At 58.3% G+C, this 16,903-nt stretch carries 12 protein-coding genes; 6 read left to right on the forward strand and 6 right to left on the reverse strand.

The window, feature by feature from the left end; genetic code table 11:
• Nucleotides 1-788 precede the first annotated feature (788 nt).
• From B2A78_RS11835 to B2A78_RS11845, 3 genes are all read left to right on the forward strand, one after another.
• The gene (locus B2A78_RS11835; RefSeq protein WP_077730205.1) at nucleotides 789-1,745 is read left to right on the forward strand and encodes an acetylxylan esterase; all 957 of its coding nucleotides are present in this window, start codon (nucleotides 789-791) and stop codon (nucleotides 1,743-1,745) included.
• A gap of 53 nt (nucleotides 1,746-1,798) precedes the next feature.
• On the forward strand, nucleotides 1,799-2,527 hold the full coding sequence (locus B2A78_RS11840) for an alpha/beta hydrolase-fold protein (protein WP_077730206.1): 729 nt from the start codon (nucleotides 1,799-1,801) through the stop codon (nucleotides 2,525-2,527).
• 215 nt (nucleotides 2,528-2,742) lie between these two features.
• A complete protein-coding gene (locus tag B2A78_RS11845; RefSeq protein WP_077730207.1) occupies nucleotides 2,743-3,117 on the forward strand; it encodes a hypothetical protein in 375 nt (124 codons plus the stop codon).
• A gap of 435 nt (nucleotides 3,118-3,552) precedes the next feature.
• Here B2A78_RS11845 and B2A78_RS11850 read toward each other — a convergent pair whose 3' ends face one another.
• Both B2A78_RS11850 and B2A78_RS11855 read right to left on the reverse strand, forming a co-directional pair.
• Entirely contained in the window at nucleotides 3,553-4,368 is an 816-nt protein-coding gene (locus tag B2A78_RS11850) for a tetratricopeptide repeat protein (protein ID WP_077730208.1), read from the reverse strand.
• Nucleotides 4,369-4,436: 68 nt separating this feature from the next.
• Nucleotides 4,437-6,653 (reverse strand): DNRLRE domain-containing protein, encoded by a 2,217-nt coding sequence (locus B2A78_RS11855; RefSeq protein ID WP_077730209.1) that lies wholly within the window; start codon nucleotides 6,651-6,653, stop codon nucleotides 4,437-4,439.
• Nucleotides 6,654-6,869: 216 nt separating this feature from the next.
• On the opposite strand from B2A78_RS11855, the gene B2A78_RS11860 reads away from it, so the two are divergent.
• On the forward strand, nucleotides 6,870-8,621 hold the full coding sequence (locus tag B2A78_RS11860; protein ID WP_240502500.1) for an alkaline phosphatase D family protein: 1,752 nt from the start codon (nucleotides 6,870-6,872) through the stop codon (nucleotides 8,619-8,621).
• 158 nt (nucleotides 8,622-8,779) lie between these two features.
• Here the strand turns inward: B2A78_RS11860 and B2A78_RS11865 are convergent, their stop codons facing one another.
• The 4 genes from B2A78_RS11865 to arsS form a co-directional block, all read right to left on the reverse strand.
• On the reverse strand, nucleotides 8,780-9,979 hold the full coding sequence (locus B2A78_RS11865; protein WP_077730210.1) for a hypothetical protein: 1,200 nt from the start codon (nucleotides 9,977-9,979) through the stop codon (nucleotides 8,780-8,782).
• Between the two features lie 856 nt (nucleotides 9,980-10,835).
• A complete protein-coding gene (locus B2A78_RS11870) occupies nucleotides 10,836-11,405 on the reverse strand; it encodes a carboxymuconolactone decarboxylase family protein (protein WP_077730211.1) in 570 nt (189 codons plus the stop codon).
• Between the two features lie 206 nt (nucleotides 11,406-11,611).
• Complete coding sequence (locus B2A78_RS11875; protein ID WP_240502501.1) at nucleotides 11,612-12,733, reverse strand: methyltransferase domain-containing protein; 1,122 nt, start codon at nucleotides 12,731-12,733, stop codon at nucleotides 11,612-11,614.
• Between the two features lie 27 nt (nucleotides 12,734-12,760).
• Nucleotides 12,761-13,717 (reverse strand): arsenosugar biosynthesis radical SAM (seleno)protein ArsS, encoded by a 957-nt coding sequence (gene arsS, locus B2A78_RS11880; protein ID WP_077730213.1) that lies wholly within the window; start codon nucleotides 13,715-13,717, stop codon nucleotides 12,761-12,763.
• A 171-nt stretch (nucleotides 13,718-13,888) separates the two neighbouring features.
• Between arsS and B2A78_RS11885 the strand changes: the two genes are divergently transcribed.
• Nucleotides 13,889-16,036, forward strand: a complete 2,148-nt coding sequence (locus B2A78_RS11885; protein ID WP_077730214.1) for an FAD-dependent oxidoreductase — start codon at nucleotides 13,889-13,891, stop codon at nucleotides 16,034-16,036.
• A gap of 413 nt (nucleotides 16,037-16,449) precedes the next feature.
• A complete protein-coding gene (locus tag B2A78_RS11890) occupies nucleotides 16,450-16,863 on the forward strand; it encodes a MarR family winged helix-turn-helix transcriptional regulator (RefSeq protein ID WP_077730215.1) in 414 nt (137 codons plus the stop codon).
• Nucleotides 16,864-16,903 lie beyond the last annotated feature (40 nt).

Below are 16,903 nucleotides of genomic sequence, written 5' to 3' on the forward strand. Positions count from 1 at the left end.
AAGTACATTCAGGGAAGTCTTGCGGCATAGGCAACCTGCAGGACAACCCCGCCAATCAAGCCAAACAGTCGAGATTCCGCAAGTATTTGCGGAATGTACTTAGAGCATTTTCATCTCGCTCGTACGGCAAAACAGGCCTGGCAGGAGTCGTTGGCGCCTTCGGCGACGGTAAATTGATTCAAGCATTCGTAGGTCGGCAATCCTTTGCCGACGAACCCGTTGGCCCAACTGCACCGTCGGGAAAGGATTCCCGACCTACTCGCGAGTGCCCGTACAGTAGGTATGAAAATGCTCTAATGCCGCATGACTAATGCATTTGTTTCAGAGCGTCGGCGACAATCGTACAAGAACCGAACTCTATAGGACTAATTACGGAGACGCGTCCGGCGACGGACAGATCGGCCGGTATGCGGGTAAACCGGCAGTGGATCCAGGGGGAATGCAAACTGCATGTTTTCGGCTTCGCCACACTCGAAAGTACGCTATCCGGCATTGAAGTTGACGCCCCTTTGAAATCTCGGAACAAACCGAAATGTAGTCACCCCAGTGGCGTGAGCTACTGCTCTCGGGCAATGTTGAAGCCGAAAGGTAAAATATGGCGAACGGGGCGAAGTGTGCAGCATATCGGCAAGCATCGATTCGGGGCGGCGTCCCTGTTCGCACCAGGTCATAAGAGCCTATCCCAGTAGGCTCAAGAAACCCTTCGACAAGCTCAGGGCGAACGGCCTACTGGGATAGGCTCTAAGTACGATTTCGGCCGTCGAGGACACCTCAGGATAAGCCTTACGATGTCTCATTTTTGCCACGCGTATACCTTCGATCCAACTTACGGCTACACCCTGGATAGGCTCCTGCAAGTCGGAGCTCCGGTCATACCGGATGATTTCGCGGCTTTTTGGGAGGCCCGCTACCGGCGAACCTTGACGGTATCCCCCCAAGCGCGTCTGGGCCGATGGCCCGAAGGTCGGGAGGGCTTCTCCGTGTACGACCTCGAATACCGTTCCACGGGCGATTTCATCATCGGCGGCTGGTTGCTTCTGCCGCAAGACCGGCCGGTGCGGCGCGGCCTGGTGGTGGGGCACGGCTATGGCGGCCGGGATGCGCCGGATTTTGACCTTCCTGTCGCGGATACCGCCTTTCTGTTTCCCTGTTTTCGTGGCCTTTCCCGAAGCCGCCGGCCGCCGATTTCCGAGGAGCCGTACTGGCACGTCCTGCACGACATCGACAAGCGCGACCGTTACATTCTCGGCGGTTGCGTGGAGGACTTGTGGCTCGCGGTGTCGGCTCTGCTCGAGCTGTACCCCGAGACGGTCGGTCATATCGGCTATATGGGCATCAGCTTCGGCGGCGGCATCGGCGCCTTGGCGTTGCCCTGGGACGCCCGCATCCGGAGGGCGCACCTGAACATGCCCACCTTCGGCCATCATCCCCTGCGTCTCGAACTCCCGACCGTAGGCAGCGGGCGCGCGATCAGGGATTACCAGCAGAAGCACGGTAACATTCTGGACACATTACGCTATTACGATGCCGCGAGTGCGGCGGCGTATACCGGGATCCCCGTTCAGGTGGCGGCCGCCCTGTTCGATCCGGTGGTGGCACCGCCCGGACAGTTCGCGGTCTATAACGCCCTAGCAGGGCCGAAGAGCCTTTATGTCCTGGAAGCGGGGCATGTCGATTATCCGGCCAGGGCGCGGCAGGACGCGGAACTGCGGGACACTCTCGCGGATTTTTTCGAAGCGCTGTAGTTGCATGAAGCCCGAATCCTTCGATCGCTGCTTACGATACTCGGTAATTCAGCATGAACCGTGAATATCATCGTTGGTATAGCCCGCGGCTGAATCGCGACATGGAACTGCTGGTGTTCGGCCATGCCGGAGCGAAAGTGTTGGTGTTTCCGACGCGCGACGGGCGATTTTACGAATACGAGGACTTGCGTATCGTGCAAGCACTGGCCCACAAGATCGAGGCGGGACAATTGCAACTCTATTGCGTCGACGGCTTGGCGCACGAGACGTTTTATTGTGGCTGGCGGCACCCGGCGGATCGAGTCCGACACTATATCGAGTTTGAGGACTATATCCTCAATGAAGTCTTGCCGTTCATGGCCGCAAAAAACCCGCATCCTTGTGTCATTGCTCATGGCTGTAGCCTGGGTGCCTTCTATGCCGCCAACATCGCGTTTCGTCACCCGCACCTGTTTCGGAAGCTCAGCGCATTTTCCGGGCGCTACGATCTGACCCTGAGTGTCGAGCATTTCGGCAATCTGTACGACGGCTATTACGACGACAACATCTATTACAATACCCCCTGCCATTTCCTGCCCAATCTCGGGCAATGCGACCAACTGAACGCCTTGCGCGCCATGGACATCATCCTCGTCGTCGGTCGGGAGGATCCCTTTCTCGAAAACAACCGTTATCTGAGCCGCATGCTCTGGGAAAAAGGCGTGTGGAACCACCTCAGCGAGTGGGACGGCCGCGCCCATCAAGCCCACTACTGGCGCAAGATGGCGCCGCTATACGTGTGATTTGGATGTCCGTTTTCAGACTAAAGTACCTGTGCGGAAATGTCGCATGAGGCATGTACGACAGGCCGAAAAGTTTTTGCTATCGTCGAAATCGCCTTGTTCCATAAGCCATCGCTTTCGTCGCAGCAACCCATACAGGTATCACTATGGCCAAGAAAACATCCTCCGATTCAAATGACACTGGGGAAAAAATCCTTCGGGAAACCATCGTACAGATGACTTCCGAAACGCACCAAGAAACCGTGATGGAAGCAACCGCCCTGGAAACGCCGGCACGAGCAGCCGTTCAAGGTTTAAGGGAAGGTGCGGGCGATGCGCGCGAAGCCGTTTCCGGAGGCGTGTCGGCCGTAAGTCAGACCTTGTCCGAGGTTGTCTATAAAGGCTTTTATTATCTATCGTACGGGGTCGTTTACAGCGCTCTGGTCGTCGCGAGCCTGATACCCACCGATAATGCCATGGGCGAAGGAATCCAGGCCGGCGCGGATGCTGCCAAGAAATCCTTTGACGAGTACCAGAAGGAGCGGGCGGCTCATCGGGATTCGGCCGCTACCGTTGAAGCTCCCGCGGATGCGGGCTTAGCCACTTCCTGAGCCATTATCCTAGAAACGGCAGTTGACCGCTTAGATGCGGTAGAAACGCCGCGAGGATTCCGACCGTCGTCCCTTCTGCCGATTTCACCGTTTGGGTGAAGCCGCTACGTGCCCGATTGCACGGCGGGCGGGCCACCTGGCGGCGTTGCTCCTTCTTGCGGGAGACTACCCCGCGGCGGCGTCGCGCCTTGCCAGCCGACCCGCCCGCCGCACACTCGAGCACGTCCAACTGCCGTTTCTAGGATTATCCGCCTACTTCGAAAAAACCCCGCCTCGTTTCGCGGGGTTTTTGTTTGTCTTTTCGTTAATCGATCGGACGATAACACTCCGGCAACCGGATGTTCTCCCTTGGCACCTGGCGAACTTGCATGCGCCGGCGGGGGGATCGAATGTCGTCCATCATCGACAGCGGGTGAGAGATCAATGTGAACGCGCCTAGTTCATCTCCGCCAACAGCGAAGTCCGGAGACTTTCGAGAGCCGGAGTTTGTTTGCGCGCCTCGGGTAGTCCGTCGATTTCCTCGAGCGCGGCGGCGAAAGTCCGTTTGGATTCGTCCATGCGCGCCAGCGCCTTGAGAATCATTCCCTTTTTGTAGAGCAAGAAAGGCATACGCTGGTGGGTTGCGAGCATTTGATCGACCCGCCGCAACGCCGACTCGTAGCGTTGTTGCTCCATCTCCAGCGTCAGCGCCCGCTCGCTCAGCACGTGCAGAGGGCCGAGCCGCGCGATTCCGTCGTTCAGCACTTCTATGGCCTTGTCCGTTTTGCCCGCCGAGTGAAAGGCGTCGGCGGCGTAGAGCACGTGATCGGGTTTTATGTCCTTGGAGAGTCTGACGGCTGTCAGGTACGCCTCGGCCGCGGCTAGCGGTTTGCCCGATACCGACAGGATATCGCCGGTGAGCACGTGGCCGCGCGCCTTGGCGGCATTGTTCGTTGCCTGCCGGAGAAATTGCCGCGCGGATTCCAACGCGGCATCCGGCTGTTTCAGCACGAGTTGCGCCCGGGCCAGATGGAAGAGTGCGTCGATCCGTCCAGGAGCGAGTTTGATCGCTTTGGCGAGGTCGTCGTGCGCATGGTCGGCGTGACCCTCGTCGAGAAACAATTGGCCGCGTTTTATGAGCAGATCGGCGTTCTTGGGGTGATGAGCGATTTCGCGGTTGAGATCGTGGATGCGTTCGTGCACGTCGCCGTGAGCCAGCGTGAAGCCAGAATATCCCAGCAGTGCGGCAATAAGCAGTGTTCGTCTAGACATGAACTTTTCCTAGGTGCAAGAACGTGCCGGGACCCGAGCATTGAGCACGGGTGCCCGGCGTCGGAAGTTTATTGATAGGTGACAGTGAGTTTCGGTCGTTGCGACTGCGTACCGTACTCGGACGAACGCAGATCGACGCCGTCGCTGGTGCCGCCGTCCACGATCATGAGGCCGTTGTTCGCGGCCGCTCCGTTGACCCAGCCCTGTACCAGCGAGATGCCGGCGCCGTTGAGCTGGATGGTGTGGGTGCCGGTCGCCGAGGGCTGGAAGGAGCCGATCAGTACGCCCTGATTGTTCAGCGGATCGACGCTGTTCCAGGTGGCGCCGCCTTCGGTCCAGGCCGTGTTCACCGCATACAGGTTGTAGGTGCCGTTGCTGAGGTTGGAAACCCGCAGCGTGACGGTGGCATTGGTCACGGTGGCCATTGCCGGGATTGATGAAACATTCCACTTCATCAAACCGATGAGGCGGCCGTTGGTGCCGTCGGCGCCATCGGCGAGTACGGTCGTGGCATTGCCGTAGTTGGTGGTGGCCTTGCCGCTTGCGACATAGGTGTCTTGCGTGCCGGCGTAAGCGTTTAGGCCGTCCTGCAACTGTACCGTTTGCGGCGCGCCGCCGGCCGTGTACATGCCGGCGTCCACGTTGGCGACGCTGCTGCCCGCAACCGCGCTGAACACGGCGGTCTTGCCATCGAGCGGACTCGCATCGCTGTCGATGCTGTCGTTCCCGCCCTGATCCTGCGGCGAGAGGGTGCGCGTCCCTGGAATGAACCGCACGTAGTAGCTGCCGGCCGCAACACTGTCGAACTGGTAGGCTCCGCTCGTGTTGGTGGACTGGGTGGCGACCAGCGTATTGGTATCGGTATAGAGCCGCACCTCGATGCCTTGCAGGAAGCTCTCGCCCGTTTCGCGAATGCCGTCCGCGTCCACGTCCTGCCACACCACGCCGCTCACGTTAGCCAACTGCGGCGGCGGTGTTCCGCCCTTGGTCACGGTGAAGTAGTCGCGTATCGTGCCGTTGTTGTTGAGGAATTTGGCGTCGAGCGTCAAACCGTTCACATCCAGCACCATCGAGCCCAGTTCGTTCAGCGAGATGTACATGGCCGGATGATTGAGCGTGCCGCCGCTTGTTTTACCCGAGCTGCCCGCCACCGCGTAGACCGCGCCTGCGTGCGATGCGCCGACGCCCGATTTGGTGTAGGCCCCGGTGCCGTCGATGCGGCCGCTGCCGGACTGCACGACGTGGCTTGCGTCGCTGAAGGTCGAGGACGAGCCGTAATGGCCGTCGATGAACTTCGAGCGTTCATAGGAATGGCTGTGGCCGGTCAGTACCAGGTCGATGCCATAGCTCTCCAGTATCGGCAATACGTTCTGGCGCATTTCGACCAACTGGGTCTCGGTGTCGGAATTATGCGAACCCTTGGAGTAGGGCGGGTGATGCCAGAAGGCGATATTCCAGTCGGCGGTGGAAGCCTGCAGATCGGCTTCCAGCCAGTTCAACATCGGGCTGCCCACGGCGCGGCTCGAATCGTGGGAATCGAGCACGATGAAGTGGATGTTGCCGTAGTCGAAGGAGTAATACGCCTCCGTACCCGATGCCACACCGCCCGCTTCGCCATTGCGCGGCAGCGAGAAGATGTCGTAATAGGGGCCAGTCTCGGTGCCCGAATCGGCCGAGGCGCCGTCGTGGTTGCCCAGCGTCGACCAGGTCACGGACTGCCGTAGCATGTCCGGATACATGTTGAACATCTTCGATTGATATTCGGCATCGGTACCGCTGCTGTAGGCATTGTCGCCGAGTTGCAGCCACAAATGGGTGGGATTGGTGCCGGTGAAGTTGCGATAGGCGTTGTACACGGCGGCCTGGCCTGAAGTGCCGGTGCCGGCATCGCCGATCACCCAGATGCGCGTCGGCTGCTGTGTGCCAGTGGTCGGCGCGGTGTGGAAATAGGTATTGCTGTCGCCGCCCGAGAGTGTCTGCGTGGTGGAGCCGATCGAGTAATAGTACTTGGTCTGCGGATTGAGTCCACTCACCTGCACGCTGTGCTCGGTGGTCGACGCGGCATCATCGAAGGTGAGCGTCAAGTTCGTAGGGCTGGTGCCGACGCGCACCCGGCTGTTCGAGGCCACGTCCGAGCGCCAGCGCACGATGAGCCCGCTAGATGTGCCCATCTGCAAATAAGGGCCGCGGGTGACCGAAAGCGCGGCGGCATCGCGGGCCAGCGTCGTCGCCATCAAGGCGGCAAGAGTCAATGAAAAAACGCGGAAAAAGTTCGACGGCTTCATAGAAACTCCCTGGTGTTGGTTGTGGAGCCGCCGGAATACTACGCAGCACAAGTGACGAACTAGTGACAGGGATACGACGAAAACGAAGCTCAGCGCATCGAAGACTTCCAGGTGAGCCGAACCTGTAAAGGTCATGAATCGGTCATCGAACCGTCATCAGGCTGACCCGAAGCGATTTATAGAATCCGGGCCTCCAGAAACTCCATGAGGTGTTCCATGCAGGCCTTCGATCGACAAACACGCAATATTCTGTCTCCCATCGGCAAAGCTGCCGCGTCCGCGCTCCTGTTGGCCTTGAGCATGTCCGCTCAAGTCTTGGCGGAGGGCGGCGACATTCAGCTTTCCGCCGGCGGTGAAATCGCAGGCGCTACCATTCAAGTCCCAGGAGCGCCCGACCGCATTCGAATCCCCGTCGGTCAAATCACAGCGGACGGAGGCCGTCTTCCCATATTTCGCCCGAGTGACCCGCTCCGGCTTCTTCACGATCTGCCGCAAATGGAACAGGGCATCCAGTTCGGCGATGTCGGCGAGGGACGCGCCATCGTGTGGAGCCGCTGCGACCGCCCGGCCCGCATGTGGGTGGAATACGCGTTCAACGAACAATTCACCGATTCCAAGGTCATCCGCGGTCCTCATGCGCTCGAAGTCTCCGACTTCACCGCGCGTCAGGACCTGGTCGGGCTGCCGTCCGGAAAGGACGTCTACGTGAAGGTCTGGTTCGAGGATCTGACCAACGCCCGCGACAAGAGCGAGCCGGTCATCGGTCGTTTCCACACCGTGGGCAAGCACGAGGACATACGCTTCGTGTGGGGCGGCGATACCGCGGGACAGGGCTGGGGCATCAACGAGGCGTTCGGCGGCATGAGGATCTATGAAGCCATGCGTCAAGTGAAGCCGCAGTTCTTCATTCAGAGCGGCGACAGCGTCTACTCCGACGGTCCCATCGAAGCGAGCAAACCGGCCGAAAACGGCCAGATCTGGACTAACCTCGTAACGCCCGAAGTCTCCAAGGTCGCCGAAACCCTGGACGAGTTCCGGGGCCGCTACAAGTACAACCTGCTGGACGCCAACCTCCGCCGCTTCAACGCCGAAGTGCCGCAGATCTGGCAATGGGACGACCATGAAGTGGTCAACAACTGGTCCGATGCCAAGGACCTGGCCAACGATCCCCGCTACACGCTCAAGGAGATTCCGGTGCTGATCGCTCACGCCACGCGCGCTTTCCACGAATATGCGCCCCTGCGCCCGCATACGGCGGAAGAGTCCGAGCGTCTCTACCGCAAGATTTCCTACGGCCCGCTGCTGGACGTGTTCGTCATCGATATGCGCAGCTACCGGGGCCCGAACACGGCCAACTTGCAGACGCAGGAGGGACCGGAAACGGCGTTTCTGGGCGAAGCGCAGTTGAAGTGGCTGAAAAAGGAACTGAATAAATCGCGGGCCACCTGGAAAGTCATTTCCGCCGACATGCCCATCGGCCTCAACATCGGCGACGGCGTCGATGCGAACGGCCAGCCCCGCTGGGAAGCCATCGCCAACGGCGACAACGGCCCCGCCGTCGGCCGCGAGCTGGAAATCGCCCGCCTCTTACGCTTCATCAAGCACGAGCGAATCAAGAACATCGTGTGGCTGACCGCCGACGTCCATTATGCCGCCGCGCATTTCTACGATCCCTCGGAGGCGCAATTCAAGAACTTCTCGCCGTTCTGGGAATTCGTCGCCGGCCCGCTCAACGCCGGTTCCTTCGGTCCCAATACCACCGATGGCACCTTCGGGCCGCAGGTCGTGTTCGCCAAGGCGCCGCCGGCGGGTCAGGTCAACCTCTCGCCCTATGCGGGCTTGCAGTTCTTCGGCGAGGTCAACATCAACCGCAAGACCCACGAGTTGACGGTGGACCTAAAGGATCTTTACGGCGCGTCGGTATTCAGCAAGACACTGAAGGCTGAACACGGACGAGATCCCGACTGAGTAGACAACCGAGCCAGGCCCCGAATTGGTGAAAACGCATGTCGACGCCATCGGCCCGTGGAAGCGTTCCTTCGTTCGACATTCAAGCGAACATTAATCGTAAGGGTGGGTTAGCGCAGCGTAACCCACCGACTCGGGCAAATTGGGGGCCATACGGCTTAAAACTGATAAGCAGCCTCGATTGCAAACAAATCCCAATCACGTTCGAGTTCTCTGACGTTCCGGTTCTCGGCAAGAGATACCCAGCCCGCACCATGGACCCGATGATATTCGGCACGAATCATAAAGTTATCGATTATGTTGAATCGAAGTCCCGCCATCCAATCTTTGGCAAAGAAAAAGGAGCCAGGAATGCCGGTACGCACTTCGTACTTTTTCCCATAGCGATCACTGACGTCTGTATAAAATACATCGTAACGCCCGATCAATTCGATATAGTGGTTGATCTTATAACCCGCCTGAAAGTAATACCCTTCACCGTTGTATTCATTATCTGGGAGAAATCGCCCGAAGTTCTCAAAGCGTATGTTGCGAATTGAATATTCAGAAGCAAGCGATAGCGACTCGCCGTTGTACTGGATGCCTAAACCGTAGGGTTGATATTCAAATTCACCCGAATCGATTATCGGATCCGATTGCTTATCATAATCGCTGATTAACCACGCAGCGCTAAATACGACCCGGATTAGCCCACCCGAATAGTCATACGCCAGCTGAGTTGCCGCCGAAAAATCTCCGACAAACTTTCCTGGACGGTTGCTGCCCCCGAATACATTAAATTCAAGGCTATTATCCGGTATGGATGCTCCAAGATTTGCCTTGAATGAAAAATTGCCGAAAGGGGAACTGAAGTCCGTGTAAAACTGGGCGCCATCGGTCGCCATGCCGACATTTCGAGTACGGTCGAAGTAAAGACTTTGGGGCAGAAATATGGAAGGTCGAGTAAAAGGAGCATCCCGTGATTCGTTATACAAACCCAGCGGTAATTTGACTCGCCCCAGGCGAACTCCGGATCGAAAGCCGGGATGATCGAGCGCCGTGACGTCCATAAGACCGTAATCGAGCCGTAGCTCTTCGGGAATTTGCTCGCCAGCTCGGCGATATAGGCCTTGGACCGCGAAGCGGACATTATTGAAGGGACGCGCCGCCGCATTTAATCCGACCTGCGTCAAGTCGAAGCTTCCGTGCCTACTGTTGCCGTAAAACTGATTTCCGGATGTGGCTACAAAACCTTGTTCGAGAAATCCGTGGACCTGAAAGCTCTCTGACCAGTTGCCAAAAGCTCCACCGGCATGTGAGCTTAACGGGCAAATCATTACTAGCAAAAAAGCTAAAAAATAGGTTCCTTTTTGCATCATTCGGAAACAATGTAGTGGCAACCGAGACTCGTGGCCTAAAGCTCCCGCTTGGGTGCTTGCTTCAACGCCAATGCGATTTAGTTTAGACGCAAAAAAGCCGCGCACAGGGCAGGGCGAGAAGGTGTCGGCTTTTCATTGTTTGATGGGATTTTGAGGGGAATCCGAAAAAGGGGCGGATATCCCAAGCTTTCTTTATGATCAAGTGTTGCCTTAACTGGCTATGTGTCAACCGAGTGTCAACGCAGTTATAACGTTTTACGGCTTTTTGTGATGCTTTGAATTGTAAGTGTTTGTATTTGGTTGTTTTTCGTGTCCTTGCGTCACGTTGCAACGGACTCTGACTCCGTAAACCCTGGTTCGAATCCAGGTCCCCCAGCCACTCCGAGCATTGTCACGTGACCAAATCGTGACATTGCTCGAAAATGCCGGGGGTATTCATATCTGCCAGCGGCATGTTGGAAAGCCCTTGCGCTGTGCAGCCGCCGCGAGCCTCCAGCGCTCTGGCCGTCAAGATCGGCCAATCGGGTAGTTGCCACAGATTCCGTTGACTCTATCCAGCGCTTCGTTTCCCGGTCTCCCATGGGCTGTGGCGGAGATCGAAACTACTGCGCTGATTTTTCGAGCCTTTCCGTCCCAAAGAGCGGGCAGGGCAACTTTCTAGGTGACACCCGTCAACTGATTCTAAACGTGTGTCTGCTCGTCGCGTCCTCCGACTCGCCGGTATTGCCTACGTCTACTAGAGCCGAGACTTCATCTGGCCGACTGAGCAAATGTTCAAGCTACATGAACTGATTCTTCTTTCTCGTCGTCTTGGACGACGCCCCTCTGGCCGAAATCTTGCCGAGGAAGATGTCGTTCACCGATCCGGCGCAGCAATTCCGTGAGCGGTCATACAAAAACCTTGGGCCGGTACTCCGAGGGCCGCGTTGAACTTGGCGGACAGGTTCTGATGCGCGGCGAGCGCCGCCAGTTCCACGATGCCATCGTCGCCGAAGGCTTGCCGTAATCGGTCGATCAAATCCTGATCTATCTCGATTCCGGTGCCCGTGATGGTCTCCACGTAGGCTAGAGCGGCTCTTTCCGCTTCGCTGAATCGAGGCGAATCCCTAAACCCGATCAGATCGTGCAATTGCTCTGGCGATACGCCCCGGTCAAGAGCATGGGAGGCGTTGAGATCGATGCAGAAATGGCATGAGTTGAGCTGGGCGATGCGAGTGCGGATCAGTGCGCGCAGCGCACCGCTCAAGGGTGAAGATTTACGTTCCAGGGCCAAATTCATCAACTGAAAGCCGACAAACGCCAGCGGCAGGCGTGCCCACAGGCGCACAGGTTCCGGCAGAACCCGCAAACGCCGGCGCATCAGGGCTAATACCGGGCGCAAGTACCAGGCATAGCGGTAGTTCTCGGGGGTGTCGACAAAGCTCATAGGGCTTCCGGTTTTCAGTGTGTAACGGTGGAGTCAGGGTTTAGACCATTTTCCGGTTTGGTGTAGCGTCCGAAGTAGGTCGGCAAGGGATTGCCGACCTACGATTGCTTCAGGTTTTCGGTATGTGGCGGTGGGCGCGATCTTCAGTCCGCGAGTCGTCGCAGTCTGAAGATCGTCCCTGGGAAAATTATGGTCTCAGCTCAACTTCAGCAGCATTTTTCCCCGCCGCATTCGGCGATTTGTCGCCCGCCCTTGGTTTCCGCTGCCGGACGGCGGGTTCCCGGCGGTGCGCACCAAGCCACCGGTTCGGCGAGAATCTTTGGTTCGATGCCGATGAAGTGCTTCTGATAAGGGCCTTCGGTGAGGGTGCGGAAGGTTCGCTCGCATACGGCAATGCGCTCGCCGCGCGGGAAGATATGGCCCTCCTCGTCGCGCACTTCCGCGTAAGGGCCGCGATAGATCACCGCATGGCCCCGGTCCAGGCATTCCCGGCCGTAGCCTTTGACGGCGACCAGGGTGACGGCGCGGAATTCGATGTTCTCGACCACCTGCCAGGGTTCGGCTTCCCATTTGTCCAGGCATACGGCGCTGAAGCCGGCTTGCTCGAAGGCTCGGACGAATTCCCGTTCCTCGAAGGCGCCAGAGATGCAGCCACTCCACAGAGCGGGATCGTCCTTCAGATGTTGGGGCACGGGCTCGTCGGCGACAATGTCGGAGATGGCAACCCGTCCGCCCGGTTTGAGCACCCGGAAAATTTCCCGCACCAGTTGCGTTTTTTCGTCATCGCCCACCAGGTTCAGCACGCAGTTGGAAATGACCAAATCCACCGAGGCGTCGGCAATCAGCGGCTGGGTTTTGCGCTGCCTGGCCTGCCAGGATTTCAGCGCCGCCAGGGACGCCGCGTCGGTAACCGGTTGTTCGGCCAGATAGCGTTCCATTGCGGCGACGTCCAAGGCCAAATCCTGGATATAGCCCTTGTGGAAACGCACCCGGTCGCCGCCCAGTTTCTCGGCCATTTCCGACTGGTATTTGCGGGCCAGGGCCAGCATGTCGTCGTTCATGTCGACGCCGATGACCAGCCCCTGAGGGCCGACCAGTTGTGCCGCCATATAACAAATCTTGCCGCCGCCCGAGCCCAGGTCGAGCACGGTGTCGCCCTCCCGTACATAGCGGGAGGGATCGCCGCAGCCGTAATCCTTGTCGATGATTTCCCGCGGCAGCAGTTTCAATAGCTCGCGGTCGTAATCCACCGGACAACACAGGGCTTCCTGCCTCTCGCGAGCACCTTCGGAATAGCGTTCTCGTACCGACTCTTCTACAAACATCATGGACTCTCCAGATTCACTGTTCTCTTTCTACGTGTTCAGTGCGCCGCCGCAGGAGCTGCCGCAGCCGGCGGTACAGCCATAGCAATGATCGGCCGTGGCGATGGCCTGGCCTTGCAATGCGCTTGCATCGATTTCCGTGATATGACGCCGTCGCCCGCCCAGCGGCAAGCCCAGCATCTGATTAAAATCGCAGTCGTGGACGTAACCTTGCCAATCGATGCTGATCAGGCTGCGGCACATGATGCCTTCCAGGTTTTCATCGCGGTGAGCGCTTTTCAGCAAGCGCATGTAAGGTTCGAACTGGCCTTTCGACACCAGGGTGCTGCCGAAGCGCTGGATGGGCATGTTGGCGAGGGCATAAAGCCGGTTGAAGACGATGTCGTAGCGGGCCTTCAGCTCTCGATGGTAGGCGGCTTCCAGTTCCTCCTGGGCCGGCGGCAATGTCGGCCCCTGGGGGTTGTAGACCAGGTTCAGGATCAACCCCGTGCCGGGTCGGCCGTAGCCGAGTCCATTGAGTCTTTTCAAGGCGCGAAGGCTCGCTTCGAATACCCCGTTGCCACGTTGCCGGTCCACGTTGTCTTCGAGGTAACAGGGGAGGGAAGCGGTGATTTCCACCTTTTGCGCGGCCAGAAAATCGGCGAGGCTCTCGTAACCGGGTTCTTCCAGAATGGTGAGATTGCACCGGTCGATCACTCGAAGATCCAAGTCCCGCGCGCTTTCCACCAGATGGCGGAAATGCGGGTTCATCTCAGGGGCGCCTCCGGTCAGATCCAAGATGGCAACTCCGGCCCGCCGCAGCAGATCGAGCACCTGGTCCACGGTTTCCCTGTCCATCATCTCCTTGCGTTTCGGTCCGGCATTGACGTGGCAATGCAGGCAGGTCTGATTGCAGCGGTAACCCAGGTTCACTTGCACCGTGTCCAGCTCTCCGCGGACGATGACGGGAAAATTGCTGGATCGTACCAAGGGCAATATCGCATGCATGCGCGGCTTTGACTCCGTCGGGAAGTGGAAAATTTAAATCATTAGTCGCCTGCCGAGACGAAATCTTACAGCGTCGCGAAGAAAATCATCCCGGTGCGGCTGTAAGTTTTCTATCTCATTGTCCGACCAATTAATAGCATTATTCGACCATTGCCTTTAGGGAAATCCGTCATGAACCCTTACCGTATCGGTCTTGTCATCGTCCTCCTGTCGCTTGCTTGGGCTTTTTTCGCCTTCGACCTGCAACGCTTTTTCACTTTGGAGACGTTGAAAGCCCAGCAGGAAGCCATCGCCGCTTATCGAACCGCCCATCCTTTCCTCGCCATCACGATTTACGGCCTCCTCTATGTAGCGGTCACGGGGCTGTCCCTGCCCGGCGCGGCGGTGCTGACTTTGGCCGGCGGCGCCGTGTTCGGTCTGCTGTGGGGCACGGTGATTGTATCTTTCGCTTCGACCATCGGGGCAACCTTGGCCTTTCTCGCATCCCGCTTTTTGTTTCGCGATGCGGTCAAAGCCCGGTTCGGCGAGCGTCTGAAAGCCATCGATTCAGGCATCGCCCGTGATGGCGCGTTTTACCTTTTTACCTTGCGGCTGGTGCCGGCGTTTCCGTTCTTCGTCATCAATCTTCTGATGGGCCTGATCGCCATACCCACTCGCACATTTTATTGGGTGAGTCAGCTGGGGATGCTGGCGGGAACGATCGTTTACGTGAATGCCGGCACGCAGTTGGCCAAGATCGAATCCCTGTCGGACATCCTCTCGCCCGGCCTGCTTTTGTCATTCGCCCTATTGGGCCTGTTCCCGCTGCTGGCCCGCAGGCTGGTGGATACGATCAAGGCCCGCAAGGTGTATGAGCCCTGGGAAAAACCCAAACGCTTCGACCGTAACCTGGTGGTGATCGGTGCGGGCTCTGCGGGTCTGGTCACCGCCTATATCGCGGCCGCCGTGAAGGCAAAGGTGACGCTGATCGAGAAACACCGCATGGGCGGAGACTGTCTCAACACCGGCTGTGTCCCTTCGAAAGCCCTGATACGCACGGCGAAACTGCTGAGCCAGATCGGTCGGGCACCCGAGTTCGGCATCCGCCGGGCCTCTGCGGAGTTCGATTTCGCCGATGCGATGGAACGGGTGCAGCGGGTGATACGGACTGTGGCGCCGCACGACTCGGCGGAACGGTACACCGAATTGGGCGTTGAAGTGATCGAGGGCGAAGCGAGGATCGTCTCGCCCTGGTCGGTGGAGGTTCGCACGGAAGCGGGCACTCGCACGCTCAGCACCCGCGCCATCGTCATCGCTGCCGGTGCGAGGCCTTTCGTGCCGCCTATCCACGGATTGGAGGAGGTGGGCTATCTCACTTCGGACAACGTCTGGGATATCCGCGAATTGCCGAAGCGTCTGGTCGTCCTCGGTGGTGGTCCGATCGGTTGTGAGCTGGCGCAGGCGTTCGTCCGATTCGGCAGTCGGGTTACTCAGGTGGAGATGTTGCCCCGACTGCTGATCCGGGAGGATCCGGAAGTCTCCGAAATCATTGCGCGGCGTTTCCGCGACGAGGGCGTAGACCTTCGGTTGGAGCATCAAGCCAAACGGATCATCGTCGAGAACGGCGAGAAAATCCTGATCGTCGAACACCAGGGGCAAGAGATACGGATAGTCTTCGACCAAATACTGGTGGCTGTCGGCCGCGTCGCCAACACTAAGGGCTACGGGCTGGAAGAACTCGGCATCGAAACGACGAAAGCGCGCACCGTCGAAACCGACGAGTTTCTTCAGACGCTTTATCCAAATATCTACGCCTGCGGAGATGTGGCCGGGCCGTTCCAGTTCACGCATACGGCTTCCCATCAGGCCTCGTACGCGGCGGTCAACGCGCTCTTCGGCGATTTCAGGAAATTCCGGGCCGATTACCGGGTCATTCCTTGGGCAACCTTTACCGATCCGGAAGTGGCGCGGGTAGGCCTTAACGAACAGGAAGCCAAGGAACGGGGCATTCCTTATGAAATCAGCCGCTATGGCCTCGACGATCTGGACCGCGCCATTACGGACGGCGAAGCGCACGGTTTCGTCAAGGTGCTCACCGTACCGGGCAAGGACCGGATACTCGGCGTGACCCTCGTCGGCGAGCATGCGGGAGACCTGATCGCCGAATTCATCCTGGCCATGAAACACGGGCTGGGACTCAACAAAGTACTCGCCACCATTCACATCTACCCGACCCTGGCCGAAGCCAATAAATACGCCGCCGGGGTCTGGAAACGCGCGCATGCGCCGGAAGCGCTGCTTCGATGGGTGGAGCGGTATCATGCCTGGCGGCGGGGGTGATGGCCAAATAGGGCGTTTTCATTACGGTGTACGGATTCGTGTCGGGCAGGAAGAGCGTAGGTCGGCAATCCCTTGCCGAGCCGGTACGTCGGCAAAGGGTTGCCGACCTACACATCAGGCTCCGTCACGCCGAATCGGAAAACTCTTAGCTTCTTCGCAAACCCTTACGTGCACGGAACCGTGCATTCCAGAACCGGCTCGCGACGTCCGGAGGATGAATATTTCTATAGCCCCGCATGGCCGTCTCAACGACCGGAAAATCACCGCCAAGCCGCGACGGCAGAGCGCGAGTAATCGTTGACATGTGATATTACGTGTATATACTCCTTAATATCTTTCGTTAAAAGTTAGGTATCCCGAACTTGTCCCAAGCATGTGCCCCCTCGAGTGAAATGCCGGATTACAGGTGCTGTATGGAATGCACCGGCTTCAATCTCCGTAAGGCGACCCGTGCGGTGAGTCAGCTTTACGACGAGATGCTGCGCCCGGCCGGCATACGGGGTACGCAGTATTCGCTTCTGGTCGCCGTCCATATGAGCGGACCCATCACGGTGACCCAGCTTGCCGAGAACGCCGTCATGGACCGAACGACTTTGAGCCGTAATCTGGAGCTTCTTGAGAATCAAGGGCTTATCGATGTCGCCTCCGGCGAAGATCGCCGCACCCGGATGGTGACGATTACCGACGAAGGACGGGGCGTGCTGCTTAAAGCGTATCCTCTGTGGGAACAGGCACAGTCCAGAATCAGGGAGGCTATGGGCGAAGACCGATTGCAAATCCTGATGAGAAGCCTGTCGGACTTGATTGAGGCATCACAGGCGCGATAATTTTTTTCGTCATTTACGTGTATATACACTATAAGGAGAT

The sequence above is a fragment of the Methylocaldum sp. 14B genome (genome assembly GCF_002005105.1).
GTDB lineage: Bacteria > Pseudomonadota > Gammaproteobacteria > Methylococcales > Methylococcaceae > Methylocaldum.